Origin of the sequence: Telluria mixta, assembly GCF_029223865.1 — a bacterium.
Lineage (GTDB): Bacteria > Pseudomonadota > Gammaproteobacteria > Burkholderiales > Burkholderiaceae_D > Telluria > Telluria mixta.
Genome location: NZ_CP119520.1, coordinates 6,129,173 through 6,144,899, shown reverse-complemented (window position 1 = coordinate 6,144,899; position 15,727 = coordinate 6,129,173). Strand labels below are relative to the sequence as shown.

Here is a 15,727-nt window from a genome sequence, read left to right as displayed (position 1 = left end):
TTGCGTGGTCGCTCAGACGATCGTCTTCTCCGCCAACGCCAGCAATTTCGCGCAATTGGCATTGCGCTCGCCATAGTCGCGCCACGCGGTGGCGCGCGCGAGCTCCTGCCATTTGCGCAGCGAGTCCTGGCTCAGGTCCACGGTACGGCCGCCGGCACCCTGGAACAGCGCGGCCACGGCCGCGTCGTCCTGCTGGGCCGACTTGCGCGCGAACGCTTCCAGGTCGGCGCCCACGGACAGCAGCACGGCCTGCTGGTCTTTCGGCAGGCGCTCGAAGGCGGCGCGCGACATCAGCAGCGGCTCCAGCATGAACCAGTACGTGCCGCCGCGCGCGGTCGTCACGGACTTGCTCACTTCATCGAGCCGGAACGAGATCAGCGACGAGGACGAGGTCATTGCCGCGTCGAGCTGGCCCTTTTCCATCGCGCTCTTGATGTCGTTCGACGGCATCGAGACGACGGTGGCGCCGGCTTCCTTGAGGATCATGTCCATTTCGGGCGAGCCGCCGCGCACCTTCAGGCCGGCGGCGTCCTCGGGGTCGACGATCGGCTTCCCGCGCGACGCCATGCCGCCCGCCTGCCAGATCCAGCTCAGCATGATCAAGCCCTTGTCGGCCAGCATGCGGTTGAATTCCTTGCCGATCTCTTCGTTTTTCCAGGCATAACCCTGCTCGTACGACGTGACGAGGCCGGGCATCAGGCCGATGTTCACTTCGGGCAGGTCGGCACCGGCGTACGACAGCGGCACCAGCGAGATGTCGAGCGCGCCCTTGGCCAGCGCGGGGATCTGCGCATCGCTCTTCATGAGGGTCGAGCGCGGGTAGATCGAGAATTTGACTCTTCCTTTGGTCCGCCGTTCCGTCTCGGCCGCGAACATGCGGCACAGGCGGTCGCGGAAATCACCTTCGGCGACACTGCCGCCGGGGAATTGATGGGAAATCTTGAGGTTCGTGGGCTGGGCCCATGCAGCGTGCAACAAGAGCGGACTGGCCGCAATTCCAACCAGCATTGTCCTACGGGTGATAACCGACATACACATCCTCCAAGATGATATTGCGGACTACCTTACGAATCGTGGACGCCTCTTGACGACCGCCTTGGGCGTACATCGTTCGAGCTTTTTACATTTTGTAGCCTATAAGAATAGGCTCAGCAGTTTGCTTGTCAAGAAAATATTGCGCCAAAAAACCATGCGGCGCAGCATAAAGACAGGCCGAAAAAGAGCGGAATGAAGGGCGCAGTATCGCGGCGCAGAGTCGAACCGGTTTGCGCTGGATCTGAAGTGCGGCGTGCTGCGACGCCGCGAATGTTACGCAGATGGCCGGACGGTCGCCGGCGTTTTTTGACAGACCATGCAAGGCGCGTCATGCGCCGTGCATGACAGGAAGGATCAGCGGGCGGGGAACGGATACGTGGCCGGGCTCACGTTGCCGTCCCTGTCGACGGCCTGCACGCCGAACAGCAGGTTGTCCTTCGACAGGTCGACGCGGTACGTCGTGACGTTGCCGACGAATTTCGAGCCCTGCCACTGCGGTGCCGTCGTGTCGCGCCACACGATGCGGTAGCCGGCCAGGTCGGGTTCCGTGTTCGCCTTCCACACGAGGTCCGTGCCGTTGTCGAGGTTCGCCGTTTTCACCTTGACGTCCTGCGGGGCGGCCGGCGCCAGCGCGAGCGATGCCAGCGACGCCGCGTTCACCCGCGCGACCTGGGCCACGTACTCCGGATCGACGTATTCGACGAGATCGCCGATCTTCTTGCCGTTTTCCGTCCGCAGGTCCTGGTGCTGGTGGTTGAAGTCCTCGTGCGGTTCCGTGAAGCGCACGGCCGCGTAGCCGGCGTCGAGGAACGGGCTGTGGTCGCCGCCGCGCAGGTAGCGGTCGCGCCGGTAGATGATGTTCACCTTGAAGTCCGGGACATAGCGCTCGCCCGTCTCCTTGACGTGGCGCGCCAGCTGGCGCGTGATCGAGTCGTTCTCGCCGCCCGTCTGGAGCAAGGTGCGCAGCGCCGGCGTCGTCTCCTTCACGGGCGGGACGCCTTCCGCGAACAGGCGCACTTCCGCGTTATCCAGCTTGCCGTTCTCGTCGTGCGAGCTGCCGATGATGTCGTTATTGAGCATGCCCGCGATGTTCATGCCGGCCGCTTTCGCCTTCGCCGCGTAGTCGCCGGAGCCGTACAGGCCTTGCTCTTCCGCCGCGACGGTCATGAACACGAGCGAGGCGTCGAACTTGTGGCGCGACATCACGCACGCCATCTCGATGACGGCCGCGGTGCCGGAGGCGTCGTCGTTGGCGCCCGGCGCGTCGGCCGTGTAATTCATCACGTCGGTCACGCGCGAATCGTAATGGCCGCTGACGACGTAGTAGCGATCCTTCGATGCCGCCTGCGTGCCGGGCAGGGTCGCCACCACGTTGACGATTTCGGTCGGGCGCGAGATGCGGTTGGCGACGGGGTGGACGTGGCTCTGGAACTGCACGTCCAGCTTGCCGGCGCCGCAGCGTTCCAGTTCGGCCTTGATCCAGCGCCGCGCCGCGCCGATGCCGCGCGTGCTTGACTCCGTCTCGGACATCGTGTGGCGCGTGCCGAAGCTCACGAGTTTTTCCACGTAGGCGTGGATGCGCTGCGGCGAGATCTCGCGCACGATGGCGTCGACGTCGGCCTGGCGCGCGGGCAGCGTGGCGTCCGTGAGCGGCGCGGCGTGGACGCCGGCGCCGAGCAGCAGCAGGATGGGGAGGGTGGTCTTGTGAACGGGGTGCATGGGACTCCTTGCCGGTTGGGCTTTTTGTATGAAGGGCGACGTGCGGATGCGCGGGCGTCGCCGCCATGCACTGTACCCGACGGCGGCAAACCGGGAAATCTTTACACCGTCACGTCTTGGACCAGCGCCGCAGCATGGCGAGGATGACGAGGGCGAACAACGTGGACAGCAGTGCCGTCGCTTCGCGGCCCATGCCCGCCGCGACGCCGAGTGCGGCCGTGAGCCAGATGCTGGCCGCCGTCGTGAGGCCGCGCACGTCGTTGCGGTCCCGTTGCTTGAGGATCGCGCCGGCCCCGAGGAAGCCGATGCCGGCCGTGACGCCCTGCAGCACGCGCGACAGGTCTTCCATCTTCATGCCGGCCTGCAGCGGAATCAGCACGAACAGCGCGGAGCCCAGCGACACGAGCATGTGCGTGCGCAGGCCCGCGGGCGCGCCGACGGATTCGCGCTCCCAGCCCAGCACCCCGCCGAGCACCACCGCCACCAGCAGGCGCACGACGATGCGCACGATGCCCGCGCCGTCGCCGATGTCGGTGAATTCCTCGCGTACCGTGCTCCACACGTCGTCCCAGGTCATGCCGTCTCCTCTCTGCCGATGAGCGTCATGATGCCAGCCCGGGCCGCTCGGCGGCGCACGGCCGCGCGCTCATAACGTGCCGAGGAACGTACGGATCGCGGCGGTGACGGCCTGCGGCTGGTCGAACATCGCGAAGTGGCGCGCCGGCGCGACCGTCACCACCTGCAGCTTCGGCGTGCCTTCCATCAGCGCGCGGTAGTAGTCGGCCTTGGCGGCGGGCGTGAGGCCCTGCTGGCTGCTGTCCAGGTCCAGGTAGGGCACGATGGCCAGCACCGGCGCCTGGATCGATTTCAGGCCGGGGCGCAGGTCCACGGTCACCACGTCGGCGGCCCAGGTGCCGACGGACGCCGGATCGCTGCGCGCCGTCAGCTGGGCCAGCGCATCGGCCCTGGCCATGTCCATCACGCCGATCGTACGCATATAGCCCTGCTGCTGTTGCGCGAACCGGTCCGGGGCCTGCGTGCCGACCTGGGCGCGCATCCGCTCGGCGAACTGGGCGCGCTGGGGCGGCGTCATGTCTTCCGCGCCGGGCATCACGGGCAGGCCGTCGATGCTGACGATGCCGCCGACCAGCGCCGGCTTGTCCTCGGCGACCGCGAGCGCGAGGATGCCGCCCAGGCTGTGGCCCACGATGACGGGTTTCTCGAGCCGGCGGCTCGCGATCAGTTCCTCGACCGCGGCGCGCGCCGCGGCGAACGGGGCCGGGCCGGCCGGCGGGCGGCCGTCGAAGCCGGGCAGGGTCAGTACGTAGACCGCGTGGTCGGGCGCGAATGCGCGGATCGTGTCCTGCCACACCCAGCTGCCGCTCGCCAGGCCGGGGATCAGGATCAGCGGGCGTCCCTTGCCGCCATGGCGTTCGACCAGCACGCCGCCCACGTCGAAGCGCTCGGCCGGCGCGATGGTGGCGGCGAAGCGGTTCGGTGCCGGCGCGGCGTCGGCGGCGCGGCTGTGGTGGCCGGCGCTCATGCACAGCGTGACGGCGATGGCGGCGAATAGGGCTTTGTTGCGGAAGATGTTCATGCGGTCTCCTGGTCCGGGAAGAAGATGGTTTCGATCGGTTGTTCGAAGAGTTTCGCGAGCGCGAAGGCCAGCGGCAGGCTCGGGTCGTAGCGGCCCGTCTCGATGGCGATGACGGTCTGGCGCGAGACATCCAGCAGCTCGGCCAGGTGCGCCTGGCTCCAGCCGCGCGCCGCGCGCAGGTCGCGGATGGTGTTCTTCATGACTGGAGTGCCCGGCGTGCGGCCAGACCGCGCACGAGGCTCGCGACACCCCAGCTGGCACCCATGACCATCCAGACGCTGAACATCGACAGCTTCGGGAAGCCCGCGGTTTCGAGGAAGCCGTAGCTGAATGTGACCGCGCCGGTGATCCCGAACGCGAGCGCCAGGGTCTCCAGCAGACGCATCCGCTGGTATTCGTCGATGCGCGCGACGTGGCGCGCGATGGCGCGGATCATCAGGCCGAAGCCGATCATCGGCGCCAGCAGCACGATGGTGCGCAGCAGGCCGTCGTCCATGGGGCGGCCGTAGCGGATCGACGCCACGAGCAGCACGACATACACGGCGATGGCCGTCCACAAATCGATGCGGTAGGCCCGGGCGACACGTTTCTCATGCATTGCATACCTCCTCATGTAAAGTATGCTTTACATCGTAGGCCGGCTCCGGATCGATGTCAAGCTTCCTTTACATCCATTTTTGGCGCTTGTTCGACTACAATGCTCGCCTCCGCGTTTTCTCGTTTCCCTCCCGCTACCGCCATGTCCCACCCCACCGAAACCCGTCCCCACGCCATCGTCATCGGCGGCGGCCCCGCCGGCCTGATGGCGGCCGAGATGCTGTCCGCGGGCGGCGCGCACGTGGACCTGTACGATGCGATGCCGTCCGTCGGCCGCAAATTCCTCCTGGCCGGCAAGGGCGGCATGAACATCACGCATGCGGAACCCTACGACGCGTTCATCGGGCGCTATGGCGCGCGCGCCGGCGCGGTGAAGCCGTGGGTGGACGCATTCCCACCGGCGCAGCTGCGCGAATGGATCCACGGACTGGGCGTCGACACGTTCGTCGGGACGTCGGGCCGCGTGTTTCCGACCGACATGAAGGCCGCGCCGCTGCTGCGCGCCTGGCTGCACCGGTTGCGCGAGGCGGGCGTCATGTTCCATATGCGCCACCGCTGGACCGGCTGGCGCGACGGTGCGCTGGCGTTCGACACGCCCGGCGGCACGACGACCGTGGATGCGTCGGGCGCCGCAACCGTGCTTGCCCTGGGCGGCGCGAGCTGGGCGCGGCTCGGGTCCGACGGTGCGTGGGTCCCGCTGCTCACCAACCGTGGTGTGGAGTTGGCGCCCCTCGTGCCGGCCAACTGCGGCTTCGACGCCGACTGGTCGGATCACTTCGCGGAGCGTCACGCCGGCGCGCCGCTGACAACGGTCGCGCTGGCGCTGGCGGGCGGCCCGTTCCGCAAGGGCCAGTTCGTCGTCACCGCGACCGGTATCGAGGGCAGCCTCGTGTACGCGCTGTCGGCCGGGATCCGCGACCGCATCGCGCAGGACGGCCAGGCGACCGTATTGCTGGACCTGTTGCCGGACCACGACCCGCAGCGTGTGCTGGACGAAGTGATGCGGCCGCGCGGCACGCGCTCGATGTCCAGCCATCTGCAAAGCCGTCTTGGCATCAAGGGCGTGAAATCGGGGCTGCTGCACGAGTGCCTGGGCAAGGCCGATTACGCCGACCCGTTGAAGGTGGCGCGGGCACTGAAGGCCCTGCCGCTCGTGTTGAAACGTCCGCGCCCGATCGACGAAGCGATCAGCAGCGCGGGCGGCGTGCGCTTCGACGCGCTCGACGGCGCCATGCTGCGCGCGCTCCCCGGCGTGTTCGTGGCCGGCGAGATGGTCGACTGGGAAGCGCCGACCGGCGGCTATCTGTTGACGGCCTGCTTCGGCAGCGGGCGCGCCGCGGGACGCGCGGCACTGGAGTGGCTGCTCAATCCCGCTTGTCGTCGAAGCTGACGGTCGCGCTGCCGTTGCGGCTGACGGAGCGTTCGTCCGGATTGCCGAACACGCGCGCCTCGCCGCTGCCGGTCAGGTCCGCATGCAGGCGCTTGCGGGCATACACGGCGCTGTCGCCGGAACCCTGCTGGGCGAGGTCGACCTCGTCGGCGCGCAGGTGGCGCGCATCCAGGTCGCCGGAGCCGCGCAGTTCGGCGTGCAGCGCGCGCGTCGAACCCACCAGCGTGAGGCGGCCGCTGCCGATGACGGCGGCATCCACCGTGTCGCTCGTCCCGCCCGTCAGTTCCATGTCGCCGTTGCCGTGGATCGCGGCCATGATCTCGCGGTAGCGGCCGTTGAAGCGCATGCGACCGGACCCGTCCAGTGCGACGTCGAGGTGGTCGCCGGCGAAGCCGCTCACGGTGTGCTCGCCGCTGCCGTTGATGCTGAGGGATTCGAGCGATGGCAGGGTGACGGTCACCTCGATCGGCGTGCGGTGGCGCAGCAGGATGCCGCGCGGGCCGATGTGCAGCATGTCGCCGTCGACGGTCGTGTCGATATTGGCCAGCAGGCGCTGCTCGCCGCGCACTTCGAGCGACGGCGCCGGACCCTGGCGCAGGGTGAGGTTGACGGGGCCGGACAGGTCGACCTTCGCAACAGCCTGGTCGAGCGGGCGGCGTTCCGTGGTGAGGAGGCGGCTGCCCGGGTTGGACGGGCCATTCGTGCCGTGGGCCCGCAGCATGCTGTAGGAGACGCCGATCAGCAGGAAGGCGATGACGAGCAGGGTGAAGCCGATCTTGAGTAACGCGCGCATGGTGGCCTCAGCTCCCCTTGAGCAGGGAACGGTTCATCTGGATGTAGCGCTTCAGGCCGATGAAGGTATAGCGCGTGATCACGAGGGACAGCAGGAACAGGGCGATCCCGCCCAGCACGAGGCCGAAGCCGAACAGGGTCTGCGTCGTGCGCGATTCCGCGTCCATTTCCGTGCTGATGCGCACCGTGCTGTCCGCGAGCGCCTCGGCGCCCCGTACCGCGCGCGAACGTTCGAGGCGGCTGCTCCGGCCGGCGTCGGCGTCCGGGTCCGCGGGCGGCAGCGGGTCCGCGATCTGCGGGCGCTCCTGCGTGACGTTGATCCCGTGGCTGCCGATCTCGATGCGCATCTGGCGTCCGCGCCCGTCGTCGTCGATGGTGACGAAGCGGCTCGGCCAGTCCAGTACGAGTTCGTTGGCGCCGGCCAGGCCGCTCGCCGTCGTCGCGATGCCGGCCAGGTAGAACGTCAGCGCGCACACGTACAGCGCGAACAGCAGCGCCGAGTAGACCATCGCCGGCACGATCATGAACAGGTTGAAGATGGCCAGGCCGACGGCGGAGACGGCCACGCGCAGCACGTTGGCCGGGTTCTTCTTCTCAGTGAACGCGTTCAGGTGGGCGTTGGCGCGCAGGGTCATGGCGATCTTCGTCGGATCGTCGAGCTCGCGCGCCACGTCCGGCTCGCCCCGTCCGGCGGCCACGCCGTCGACGAAGCGCTGCTCGTAATAGGCCAGCGTCTTGGCCTGGACGTCGGGAGGCAGGCCGAGCATGGCCCGCTTGAGCGCCTCGAGGTATTCCAGTTTGCCCATCGTTACTCCTGGCAGGGCCCTATTAATTTCGACCAAGCAACAGCATGGCATTCAGCGTCGGATCGGCCGCGCCGCCCGGGTGGACAAGGATGAGCGTCGCGGCCGCCACGACGGCCAGCAGGGCAAGGGTACGCAAGCCGAGATGGATATTCATTTGCATTTCCGCCAACACTTGTTTCGATGTTGACACTGTACGGATCCGGGATGGCGCGCGCCACCGGTGTGCGACAGGCTGCGGAATTCGCGGCGTAGGGCGCGCCCCGGCGGGATGACCGGCGGGCATGCATCAGCGTTTACTCCCTGTAATGACGGCCGCCGCGGCCACCCCGCTGCGCACGGCCGCCTCCAGCGTGGCGGGGTAGTCGCAAGCCGTATAGTCGCCCGCCAGCGCGAGCCCGGCCAGGCCCGTCGTGTTGGCCGGGCGGTCCAGCGCGGGCGTACACGCGAACGTGGCGCGCTTTTCCGTGATGACGCGGGTCCACTGGGGAGATGCCAGCGCCGGCTGCGCGAACGCGGCGGCCAACTGGGCCGCCACGCTGGCCGCCAGCGCTTCCTGGCCGATGTCCCCGGCCGGATCCGCGCTGCTGATCACGACGGCCAATAAACCGTCCTGGCCGGGATCGAGCTGGCCGCGGTCGAATACGAACTGGCCCCAGCGGTTATCGCGCGGCGCATCGGCCAGCGCGCAGAACGGCAGCGGCAGGCACACGCCGGCCGCGTATTGCAGGTACACGGTGGCGATCGGCTCGTAGTCCAGCGCATCGAGCCGGGAGACGATGCCGGCGGTGCCGTCGAGAGACCGCAGCAGGGCCGCTGCCTGCCAGGGTGGGGCCGCCAGCACGACGGCATCGAACGTGTGCGTGTCGGCACCCGCGCGTACGATCCACGTGCCACCGTCCGGGCTGAGCGCATCGATGCGGCGGCCCGTGTGCACGACGGCGCCGCGGCTTTCCAGGTAGCGGCGCGCCGCCTGCGGGAACAGGGCGTCCAGCAGCACGCGCGGGATCAGCATGTCGGATGCGGCCCGTTTCGCGCCCAGGCTGTCGCGCAACACGGCGAGAAACACCTGCGCCGATGCGCGTTCCGGCGGCGTGTTCAGCGCGGCGAGGCACAGCGGGCGCCACATCAGGCGATTCAGGCGTTCGGTCTGGTCGTAGCGGACGAGCAGTTCCGCCACGGTGCAATCGTTGTGCAGTTGCCAGCCCATCCAGCGGGCGGTCGTCTTGAAGCGGGCGAGGGCCAGCTTGTCGGCGCGGTCCAGGCCGCGGGCGCGCAGCAGCGCGACGAGCATGTGCAGCGGCGCGGGCAGGCGCGGCGCGACGAAGTCCATGCCCTCGTCGCCGGCCGGGTAGCGCATCTGCAGCGGCAGCCGCAACAGCGCCCGTTTCGGATCGACGCCCACGCGGCGCATCAGGCGCAACGTGTCCGTATAGGCGCCCAGCATGATGTGCTGGCCGTTGTCGAGCAGGCGCCCGTTCGTCTCGATGGCGCGGGCGCGGCCGCCCAGCGTACGGGCGGCTTCGAACAGGGTGACGTCGCAGCCCGCGTCCAGCAGGGCGACGGCCGCTGCGCAGCCGGCCCAGCCGCCGCCGACGACCGCGACCTGTCGCTTCTTATCCGCGGACATACGTCTTCCACGCGAGCCACAGCTTGCGCAGCGGCGTCAGGGAGATCTTCTGGGTGAGGACGTGGAAGCCGTCGCGCTCGATCTCGTCGAGCAGCGTGCGGTAGATGGCGGCCATCATGAGGCCGGGGCGCTGGGCGCGCCGGTCTTCCTTGGGCAGCAGCGCGAACGCGTCGTCGTACAGCTTCTGCGCGCGTTCGGCCTGGAATTTCATCAGCGCTTCGAATTTCTCGCTGTGGCGCGCGTTCAAAAGGTCGGCCGCCGTCACGTTGAATTGCTGCAGTTCGTTGACCGGCAGGTAGATGCGGCCCTTGCGCGCGTCTTCGCCCACGTCGCGGATGATGTTCGTGAGCTGGAACGCGAGGCCCAGCGTCTCCGCATACTTCAGCGTCTGCGGATTCGTGATGCCGAAGATGCTGGCCGACAGGATCCCGACGACGCCGGCCACGTGCCAGCAGTATTTCTTCAGGTTCGGGTAATCGAGGTAGCGCGACTGGTCGAGGTCCATCTCCATGCCGTCGATGATGGCCTGCAGGTGTTCCTGTTTCAGGTCGTACGGCTGGATGTGCGGCTTCAGCGCCAGCATCACGGGATGCGTGGGCGTGCCGCCGTACATCTGCGCGACCTCGTTGCGCCACCAGGCGAGTTTGATGCGCGCGACCGACTGGTCGGTCGCGTCGTCGACCGTGTCGTCGACTTCCCGGCAGAACGCGTACAGCGCCGTGATCGCCCTGCGCCGCTCGGGCGGCAGGAACAGGAAGCTGTAGTAGAAGCTGGAGCCGCTTTGCGCGGTCTTTTGTTGGCAGTATTCGTCGGGGGACATAATTTGGTTGTTATTGCGCGGAGCAAGTCCGCGATGGGGCAAGGCCGCTATATTAGTCGATGGGCGGCTACATAAGTATTGCGCGCCAGCCTACCGTGAGCCAGTCGAGGCGTTTCAGGCGCGGACGGCGCCGGAACACGTCGTAATCCACGCGTTCGATCGCTTCCAGGATGCGCAGGCCGCCCTGGACGACCATGCGCAACTCCCAACCGATGCGGCCCGGCAGGCGCGTGGCGAGCGGCGCACCATCCAGCATCAGCGCGCGCGCCCGGTCCACCTCGAAGCGCATCAGCGCGCGCCAGGCGGGTCCGGTGCGGCCCTGTTCGATGGCGTCCTGCGTCACGCCGTGGCGGCCCAGGTCGTCCAGCGGTATATAGATGCGGCCCTTGGCGATGTCGATGGCGACGTCCTGCCAGAAGTTGATCAACTGGAGGGACGTGCAAATGGCATCCGACTCGCGCAGGCTGGCCTGGTCGTCCACCCCGTACAGTCCCAGCATCAGGCGTCCGACGGGATCGGCCGAACGCCGGCAATAATCCAGCAGGTGCGGGAAATCCGGGTAGCGCGTCGTGACGACGTCCTGCTTGAAGGCCGAGAGCAGGTCGCGCAGCGGCTGGATCGGCAGTTGGTATTCCGCCAGTACGGCAGCGACGCGCCGGAACATCGGGTCATCCGGCGGCGTACCGGCCGCGATGCCGTCCAGCGCCGCCTCGTAGGCCCGCAGGGCGGCCAGGCGCTCGGCCGGGGCGGCGTCGCCCTCGTCGGCGAGGTCGTCAGCGCTGCGCGCGAACGCATAGATCGCCTCCACCGCGGGCACGAGGCGGCGGGGGAGGAGGATCGACGCGACAGGGAAGTTTTCGTAATGGTCGACGGCCATGTGACTCTGTAGATTGCTGACTCTAAAGTCATTTACTGGCGATAATTGCATGATTATAATTGCTAGGATAAATCCACGACAGTGCCTCGCCGTCCGGGCCGGGCCACCATGAGGAAACCAATGCGTGCTTTTCCGTTCGCCCTTCCTTTGACCCTGGTGCTGGCTGCGGTATCGCTCGCAGGGTGCTCCCGCAACGAGACCCCCTTCGATGACGTGCGCCCCGTGCGTGCCCTCACGCTGGCGACGGGCACGGTCGGCTCGTCCGCGGAATTTTCCGGGGACGTCCGGCCCCGTTACGAATCCCGCCTCGGTTTCCGCGTCGGCGGCAAGATCAGCGCCCGCAAGGTGGACGTGGGCACGGTCGTCAAGCGCGGCCAGGTACTGATGCAGCTGGATCCGCAAGACCTGCGCCTTGGCCAGGCCCAGGCCCAGGCGAACCTGCGCGCGGCGCAGACCAGTTACGAGCTCGCGCGCGCCGACCTGAAACGCTACCAGGACCTGCGCAGCCAGAACTTCGTCAGCCAGGCGGTGCTCGACCAGAAAGTGGCGGCCGCGCGCTCGGCGCAGGCGAGCATGGAGGCGGCCCGCGCCGCGTCGCGCGAGCAGGCCAACCAGACCGGTTACGCGAACCTCGAATCCGACGCGGATGGCGTCGTGACGGGCATCGACGCGGAAGTCGGCCAGGTCGTGCAGGCGGGCACGCCCGTCGTGCGCGTGGCGCGGACGGACGAGAAGGAGGTCGTGATCGGCGTGCCGGAAGACCAGGTCGACGAGTTGCGCAACGTGGGCGCCGTGAAGGTCAGGCTGTGGGCGGACCCTGGCCGCAGCATCGCCGGCAAGATCCGCGAGATCGCGCCGGTGGCCGATCCCGCCACGCGCACGTACACCGTGAAAGTGGCTATCCCGGCGCAGGAAGACATCCGCCTCGGCATGACTGCCGTCGTCCAGCTGGCGCATGCGAACACCGGCGCCGCGATCAAGGTGCCGCTGTCCGCGCTGTACCAGAACAAGGGCGCGACATCCGTCTGGGTGATCGAAAACGGCGCCGTGCACCTCGTGCCCGTGCAGGTGGGCGGCGTGTCCGGCAACGACGTGGTGCTGGCCGGCGGCGTGAAGCCGGGCCAGACCATCGTCACGGCGGGCGTCCACCTGCTCAAGCCGGGGCAGAAGGTCAAGGTGCTGGCGGCCGACGTCGCACGCCGCGGCGATGCCGAGGCGGAAGCGAATGGAGTCCCCAAATGAGAGGGTTCAACCTGTCGCGCTGGGCGCTGGAAAACATCCCGCTGACGCGCTACCTGATCGCCGCGCTGCTCATCGGCGGCATCCTCAGCTACGGCAAGCTGGGCCAGGACGAGGACCCGCCGTTCACGTTCCGCGTGATGGTCATGACGGCATACTGGCCGGGCGCCACGTCGGTGCAGATGGCCCAGCAGGTCGCCGACAAGCTCGAACAGAAGCTGCAGGAGACGCCGCACATCGACAAGCTGCGCAGCTTTTCCAAGCCGGGCGAGACGACGATCATCATCGAGCTGAAGGAATCGACGCCGCCGGCGGAGGTGCAGGGCGTCTGGTACCAGGTGCGCAAGAAGGTCGGCGACATCGCGGGGACCCTGCCGCCGGGGGTGATCGGGCCGTTCTTCAACGACGAATTCGGCGACACGTACGGCTCCATCTTCGCCCTGTCCGGCGACGGCTTTACGTATGCCGAGATGCGCGACTACGCCGATTTCGTGCGCCAGCAACTGCTCACCGTGCCGCTCGTGTCGAAAGTCGAGCAGTTCGGCGTGCAGCAGGAAAAAGTGAATATCCTGTTCTCGCAGCAGAAATTCGCGCAACTGGGCATCCCGTTCGAGCAGATCGTGAACCAGATCGCCACGCAGAACGGCATCGAATCGGCCGGCGTGCTCGTGACGCCGCTGGAAAACCTGCAGGTGCGGGTGACGGGCGGCCTGAAATCGGCCAGGCAGATCGAGGACCTGAGCCTGCGCGCAGGGAACACGACGTTCCGCCTCGGCGATTTCGCCACCGTGCAGCGCGCGTACGAAGATCCGCCGCACGACAAGATGCGCTTCAACGGCAAGGAAGTCATCGGCCTCGGCGTGTCGATGGAGAAGGGCGGCAATATCATCCAGCTAGGCAAAGGCCTGGAGCAGACGGTGGAACACATCCGGCGCCAGCTCCCGGTCGGCATCGAACTGGAGCGCGTGTCGAACCAGCCCGCCGCGGTCACGGCGTCCGTCAGCGAATTCATGCACAGCCTCATCGAGGCGGTCGTCGTCGTACTGGTCGTGTCGTTCGTCGCGCTGGGCCTGCACACGAAGCCGAAGCTGCGGCTGGACATGCGTCCCGGCCTGGTCGTCGCGCTGACGATTCCGCTCGTGTTGGCGATCACGTTCCTGTTCATGCGCGTGTTTGACATCTCGCTGCACAAGATCTCGCTGGGCGCGCTGATCATCGCACTGGGTCTGCTCGTCGATGACGCCATCATCGCCGTCGAGATGATGGTGCGGAAGATGGAGGAGGGCATGTCGCGCTTCGACGCGGCCACGTTCGCGTATACGTCGACCGCGTTCCCCATGCTGACCGGCACCCTGATCACGGCGGCGGGCTTCCTGCCGATCGGCCTCGCGAAATCGGCGGCCGGCGAGTACACGTTCTCGATGTTTTCCGTGAACGCGATCGCGCTGCTCGTGTCGTGGGTCGTTGCCGTCACGTTCACGCCCTATATCGGTTTCATCCTGCTGCGGGTAAAACCCCATGGTGACGGGCACCACGACGTGTTCGACTCGCCGATGTACCAGCGCTTCCGCCGCCTCGTCGACCGCTGTGTGGAATGGCGCAAGACGACGATCGTGCTGTCGCTGGCCGTGTTCTTCCTGGGCGTGTTCGGCTTCAAGTTCATCGAGAAGCAGTTCTTCCCGGATTCGAGCCGCCCCGAACTGATGGTCGAGATGTGGGCGCCGGAAGGCACGAGTTTCGCCGTCAACGAGGCGCTGGCGAAGAAATTCGAGGCCTTCGCCCGCGCGCAGCCGGAGACGGACAGCGTGACGTCGTACATCGGCACGGGCAGCCCGCGCTTCTACCTGCCGCTGGACCAGATCTTCCCGGCGTCGAACGTAGCGCAATTCGTCGTGCTGCCGAAGAACGTGCACCAGCGCGATGCCCTCAAGCGCAAGATCGAAGACAGGTTCAGGTCGGATTTCCCGGAAGTCAGGGGCCGCGTCAAACTGCTGCCGAACGGGCCGCCGGTGCCGTATCCCGTGCAGTTCCAGGTGATGGGGCCGGATATCGGCGTCGTGCGCAAGGTGGCCGACCAGGTCAAGGAGATCATGATCGCCAACCCGAACACGGTGGGCGTGAACGACAACTGGAACGAGTCCGTCAAGGTGCTGCGGCTGGAGCTGGACCAGGACAAGATGCGCGCGCTGGGCGTCACGTCCCAGACCGTGCGCCGCACGATCGCGACCCTGCTGTCGGGGACGACGGTCGGCCAGTTCCGCGAGAGTAACCGGCTGATCGACATCGTCGTGCGCCAGCCGCTGGACGAGCGCTCGAACATGTCCGTCCTCGCCAACACGAACGTGCCGACGCCGACCGGCAGGGCCGTGCCGCTGTCGCAGCTGGCGCGCATCGAATTCGTGTGGGAGCCGGGTGTCGTGCAGCGCTACGGGCGCGAGTGGGCGATCATGGTCCAGTCGGACGTCGTCGAAGGCGTGCAGGGGCCGACCGTGTCCGACCAGGTCAACGCGAAGCTGGAAGCGCTGCGCGCGAAGCTGCCGGCCGGCTACCGCATCAAGCTGGAAGGCGCGGCCGCGAACAGCTCGACGGCGGAAGACTCCATCTCGGCGAACGTGCCGCTGGTGCTCTTCATCGTCTTCACCCTCCTGATGCTGCAGCTGCACAGTTTTTCGCGCGCCGTGATGGTCTTCCTCACCGGGCCGCTGGGCATCGCGGGTGCCGCGATGGCGCTGCTGCTGTTCCATTCGCCGTTCGGTTTCGTCGCCAATCTCGGCGTGATCGCGCTGTTCGGCATGGTGGTGCGCAATTCCGTCATCCTCGTCGACCAGATCGAGAAGGACATCGCGGCCGGGCACCCCGCGTGGGAGGCGATCGTGGAAAGCGCCGTGCGGCGCTGCAGGCCGATCCTGCTGACGGCCGCCGCGGCGGCGCTGGCGATGATTCCGCTGTCCCGTTCCGTGTTCTGGGGGCCGATGGCGATCGCGATCATGGGCGGATTACTGGTCGCCACGGCGCTCACGCTGCTGTTCCTGCCGGCGCTGTATGCGGCATGGTTCCGCGTAAAGCGCCCCGTGCGCGAGAGGGCGGCTGTCGTAAATCCTTGAAATATCGGGCGATTTACTACGAATTAAAATGTGCCCAATCGTGTCAGAAAATCCAGTAAAATATCGGGTTGAAGTTGTAGCCCCTAGACATTGGATTCAGGGCGGCCGGTTTCGTTGTCGGGCG

15 protein-coding genes are annotated in these 15,727 nt (G+C 67.3%); 3 read left to right on the top strand and 12 right to left on the bottom strand.

The window, feature by feature from the left end; all coding sequences use genetic code 11:
* Positions 1–12: 12 nt before the first annotated feature.
* The 6 genes from dctP to P0M04_RS27070 all read right to left on the bottom strand — a co-directional run bounded on the left by dctP (position 13) and on the right by P0M04_RS27070 (position 4,949).
* The gene (gene dctP, locus P0M04_RS27095; RefSeq protein WP_259452686.1) at positions 13–1,032 is read right to left on the bottom strand and encodes a TRAP transporter substrate-binding protein DctP; all 1,020 of its coding nucleotides are present in this window, start codon (positions 1,030–1,032) and stop codon (positions 13–15) included.
* Between the two features lie 357 nt (positions 1,033–1,389).
* Entirely contained in the window at positions 1,390–2,754 is a 1,365-nt protein-coding gene (locus P0M04_RS27090; RefSeq protein WP_259452687.1) for a M28 family peptidase, read from the bottom strand.
* A gap of 109 nt (positions 2,755–2,863) precedes the next feature.
* Positions 2,864–3,331, bottom strand: a complete 468-nt coding sequence (locus tag P0M04_RS27085; protein ID WP_259452688.1) for an MgtC/SapB family protein — start codon at positions 3,329–3,331, stop codon at positions 2,864–2,866.
* Positions 3,332–3,400: 69 nt separating this feature from the next.
* Positions 3,401–4,351 (bottom strand): alpha/beta fold hydrolase, encoded by a 951-nt coding sequence (locus P0M04_RS27080; RefSeq protein ID WP_259452689.1) that lies wholly within the window; start codon positions 4,349–4,351, stop codon positions 3,401–3,403.
* The gene (locus P0M04_RS27075; protein WP_259452690.1) at positions 4,348–4,551 is read right to left on the bottom strand and encodes a helix-turn-helix transcriptional regulator; all 204 of its coding nucleotides are present in this window, start codon (positions 4,549–4,551) and stop codon (positions 4,348–4,350) included. The genes P0M04_RS27080 and P0M04_RS27075 overlap by 4 nt, the downstream gene beginning before the upstream one ends.
* Positions 4,548–4,949, bottom strand: a complete 402-nt coding sequence (locus P0M04_RS27070) for a hypothetical protein (protein ID WP_259452691.1) — start codon at positions 4,947–4,949, stop codon at positions 4,548–4,550. Before P0M04_RS27070 ends, P0M04_RS27075 begins: the two co-directional genes overlap by 4 nt.
* 141 nt (positions 4,950–5,090) lie before the next feature.
* Between P0M04_RS27070 and P0M04_RS27065 the strand changes: the two genes are divergently transcribed.
* Entirely contained in the window at positions 5,091–6,338 is a 1,248-nt protein-coding gene (locus tag P0M04_RS27065) for a TIGR03862 family flavoprotein (RefSeq protein WP_259452692.1), read from the top strand.
* Here P0M04_RS27065 and P0M04_RS27060 read toward each other — a convergent pair.
* From P0M04_RS27060 to hpnC, 6 genes are all read right to left on the bottom strand, one after another.
* Positions 6,313–7,131 (bottom strand): head GIN domain-containing protein, encoded by an 819-nt coding sequence (locus P0M04_RS27060; RefSeq protein WP_259452693.1) that lies wholly within the window; start codon positions 7,129–7,131, stop codon positions 6,313–6,315. The two genes, P0M04_RS27065 and P0M04_RS27060, sit on opposite strands and share 26 nt — an antisense overlap.
* Before the next feature lie 7 nt (positions 7,132–7,138).
* The gene (locus P0M04_RS27055; protein WP_259452694.1) at positions 7,139–7,936 is read right to left on the bottom strand and encodes a DUF1700 domain-containing protein; all 798 of its coding nucleotides are present in this window, start codon (positions 7,934–7,936) and stop codon (positions 7,139–7,141) included.
* A gap of 22 nt (positions 7,937–7,958) precedes the next feature.
* Positions 7,959–8,090, bottom strand: coding sequence for a hypothetical protein (locus P0M04_RS27050; RefSeq protein WP_259452695.1), 132 nt, complete (start codon positions 8,088–8,090; stop codon positions 7,959–7,961).
* A 132-nt stretch (positions 8,091–8,222) separates the two neighbouring features.
* A complete protein-coding gene (gene hpnE / locus P0M04_RS27045; protein WP_259452696.1) occupies positions 8,223–9,563 on the bottom strand; it encodes a hydroxysqualene dehydroxylase HpnE in 1,341 nt (446 codons plus the stop codon).
* Complete coding sequence (gene hpnD / locus P0M04_RS27040; protein ID WP_259452697.1) at positions 9,550–10,383, bottom strand: presqualene diphosphate synthase HpnD; 834 nt, start codon at positions 10,381–10,383, stop codon at positions 9,550–9,552. Before hpnD ends, hpnE begins: the two co-directional genes overlap by 14 nt.
* Before the next feature lie 67 nt (positions 10,384–10,450).
* On the bottom strand, positions 10,451–11,260 hold the full coding sequence (hpnC, locus tag P0M04_RS27035; RefSeq protein WP_259452698.1) for a squalene synthase HpnC: 810 nt from the start codon (positions 11,258–11,260) through the stop codon (positions 10,451–10,453).
* A 120-nt stretch (positions 11,261–11,380) separates the two neighbouring features.
* Here hpnC and P0M04_RS27030 point away from each other — a divergent pair, with 120 nt between their 5' ends.
* Both P0M04_RS27030 and P0M04_RS27025 read left to right on the top strand, forming a co-directional pair.
* Positions 11,381–12,502 carry an efflux RND transporter periplasmic adaptor subunit gene (locus P0M04_RS27030; RefSeq protein ID WP_259452699.1) on the top strand — a complete coding sequence of 374 codons (1,122 nt, stop codon included), beginning with the start codon at positions 11,381–11,383 and terminating at the stop codon, positions 12,500–12,502.
* The gene (locus P0M04_RS27025) at positions 12,499–15,603 is read left to right on the top strand and encodes an efflux RND transporter permease subunit (RefSeq protein WP_259452700.1); all 3,105 of its coding nucleotides are present in this window, start codon (positions 12,499–12,501) and stop codon (positions 15,601–15,603) included. Before P0M04_RS27030 ends, P0M04_RS27025 begins: the two co-directional genes overlap by 4 nt.
* The last annotated feature ends 124 nt before the right edge of the window (positions 15,604–15,727 follow it).

Coding starts and splice junctions, on each gene's coding strand:
- dctP (WP_259452686.1), bottom strand. CDS start 1,032: ATGTCGGTTATCACCCGTAGGACAATGCTGGTTGGAATTGCGGCCAGT.
- P0M04_RS27090 (WP_259452687.1), bottom strand. CDS start 2,754: ATGCACCCCGTTCACAAGACCACCCTCCCCATCCTGCTGCTGCTCGGC.
- P0M04_RS27085 (WP_259452688.1), bottom strand. CDS start 3,331: ATGACCTGGGACGACGTGTGGAGCACGGTACGCGAGGAATTCACCGAC.
- P0M04_RS27080 (WP_259452689.1), bottom strand. CDS start 4,351: ATGAACATCTTCCGCAACAAAGCCCTATTCGCCGCCATCGCCGTCACG.
- P0M04_RS27075 (WP_259452690.1), bottom strand. CDS start 4,551: ATGAAGAACACCATCCGCGACCTGCGCGCGGCGCGCGGCTGGAGCCAG.
- P0M04_RS27070 (WP_259452691.1), bottom strand. CDS start 4,949: ATGCATGAGAAACGTGTCGCCCGGGCCTACCGCATCGATTTGTGGACG.
- P0M04_RS27065 (WP_259452692.1), top strand. CDS start 5,091: ATGTCCCACCCCACCGAAACCCGTCCCCACGCCATCGTCATCGGCGGC.
- P0M04_RS27060 (WP_259452693.1), bottom strand. CDS start 7,131: ATGCGCGCGTTACTCAAGATCGGCTTCACCCTGCTCGTCATCGCCTTC.
- P0M04_RS27055 (WP_259452694.1), bottom strand. CDS start 7,936: ATGGGCAAACTGGAATACCTCGAGGCGCTCAAGCGGGCCATGCTCGGC.
- P0M04_RS27050 (WP_259452695.1), bottom strand. CDS start 8,090: ATGAATATCCATCTCGGCTTGCGTACCCTTGCCCTGCTGGCCGTCGTG.
- hpnE (WP_259452696.1), bottom strand. CDS start 9,563: ATGTCCGCGGATAAGAAGCGACAGGTCGCGGTCGTCGGCGGCGGCTGG.
- hpnD (WP_259452697.1), bottom strand. CDS start 10,383: ATGTCCCCCGACGAATACTGCCAACAAAAGACCGCGCAAAGCGGCTCC.
- hpnC (WP_259452698.1), bottom strand. CDS start 11,260: ATGGCCGTCGACCATTACGAAAACTTCCCTGTCGCGTCGATCCTCCTC.
- P0M04_RS27030 (WP_259452699.1), top strand. CDS start 11,381: ATGCGTGCTTTTCCGTTCGCCCTTCCTTTGACCCTGGTGCTGGCTGCG.
- P0M04_RS27025 (WP_259452700.1), top strand. CDS start 12,499: ATGAGAGGGTTCAACCTGTCGCGCTGGGCGCTGGAAAACATCCCGCTG.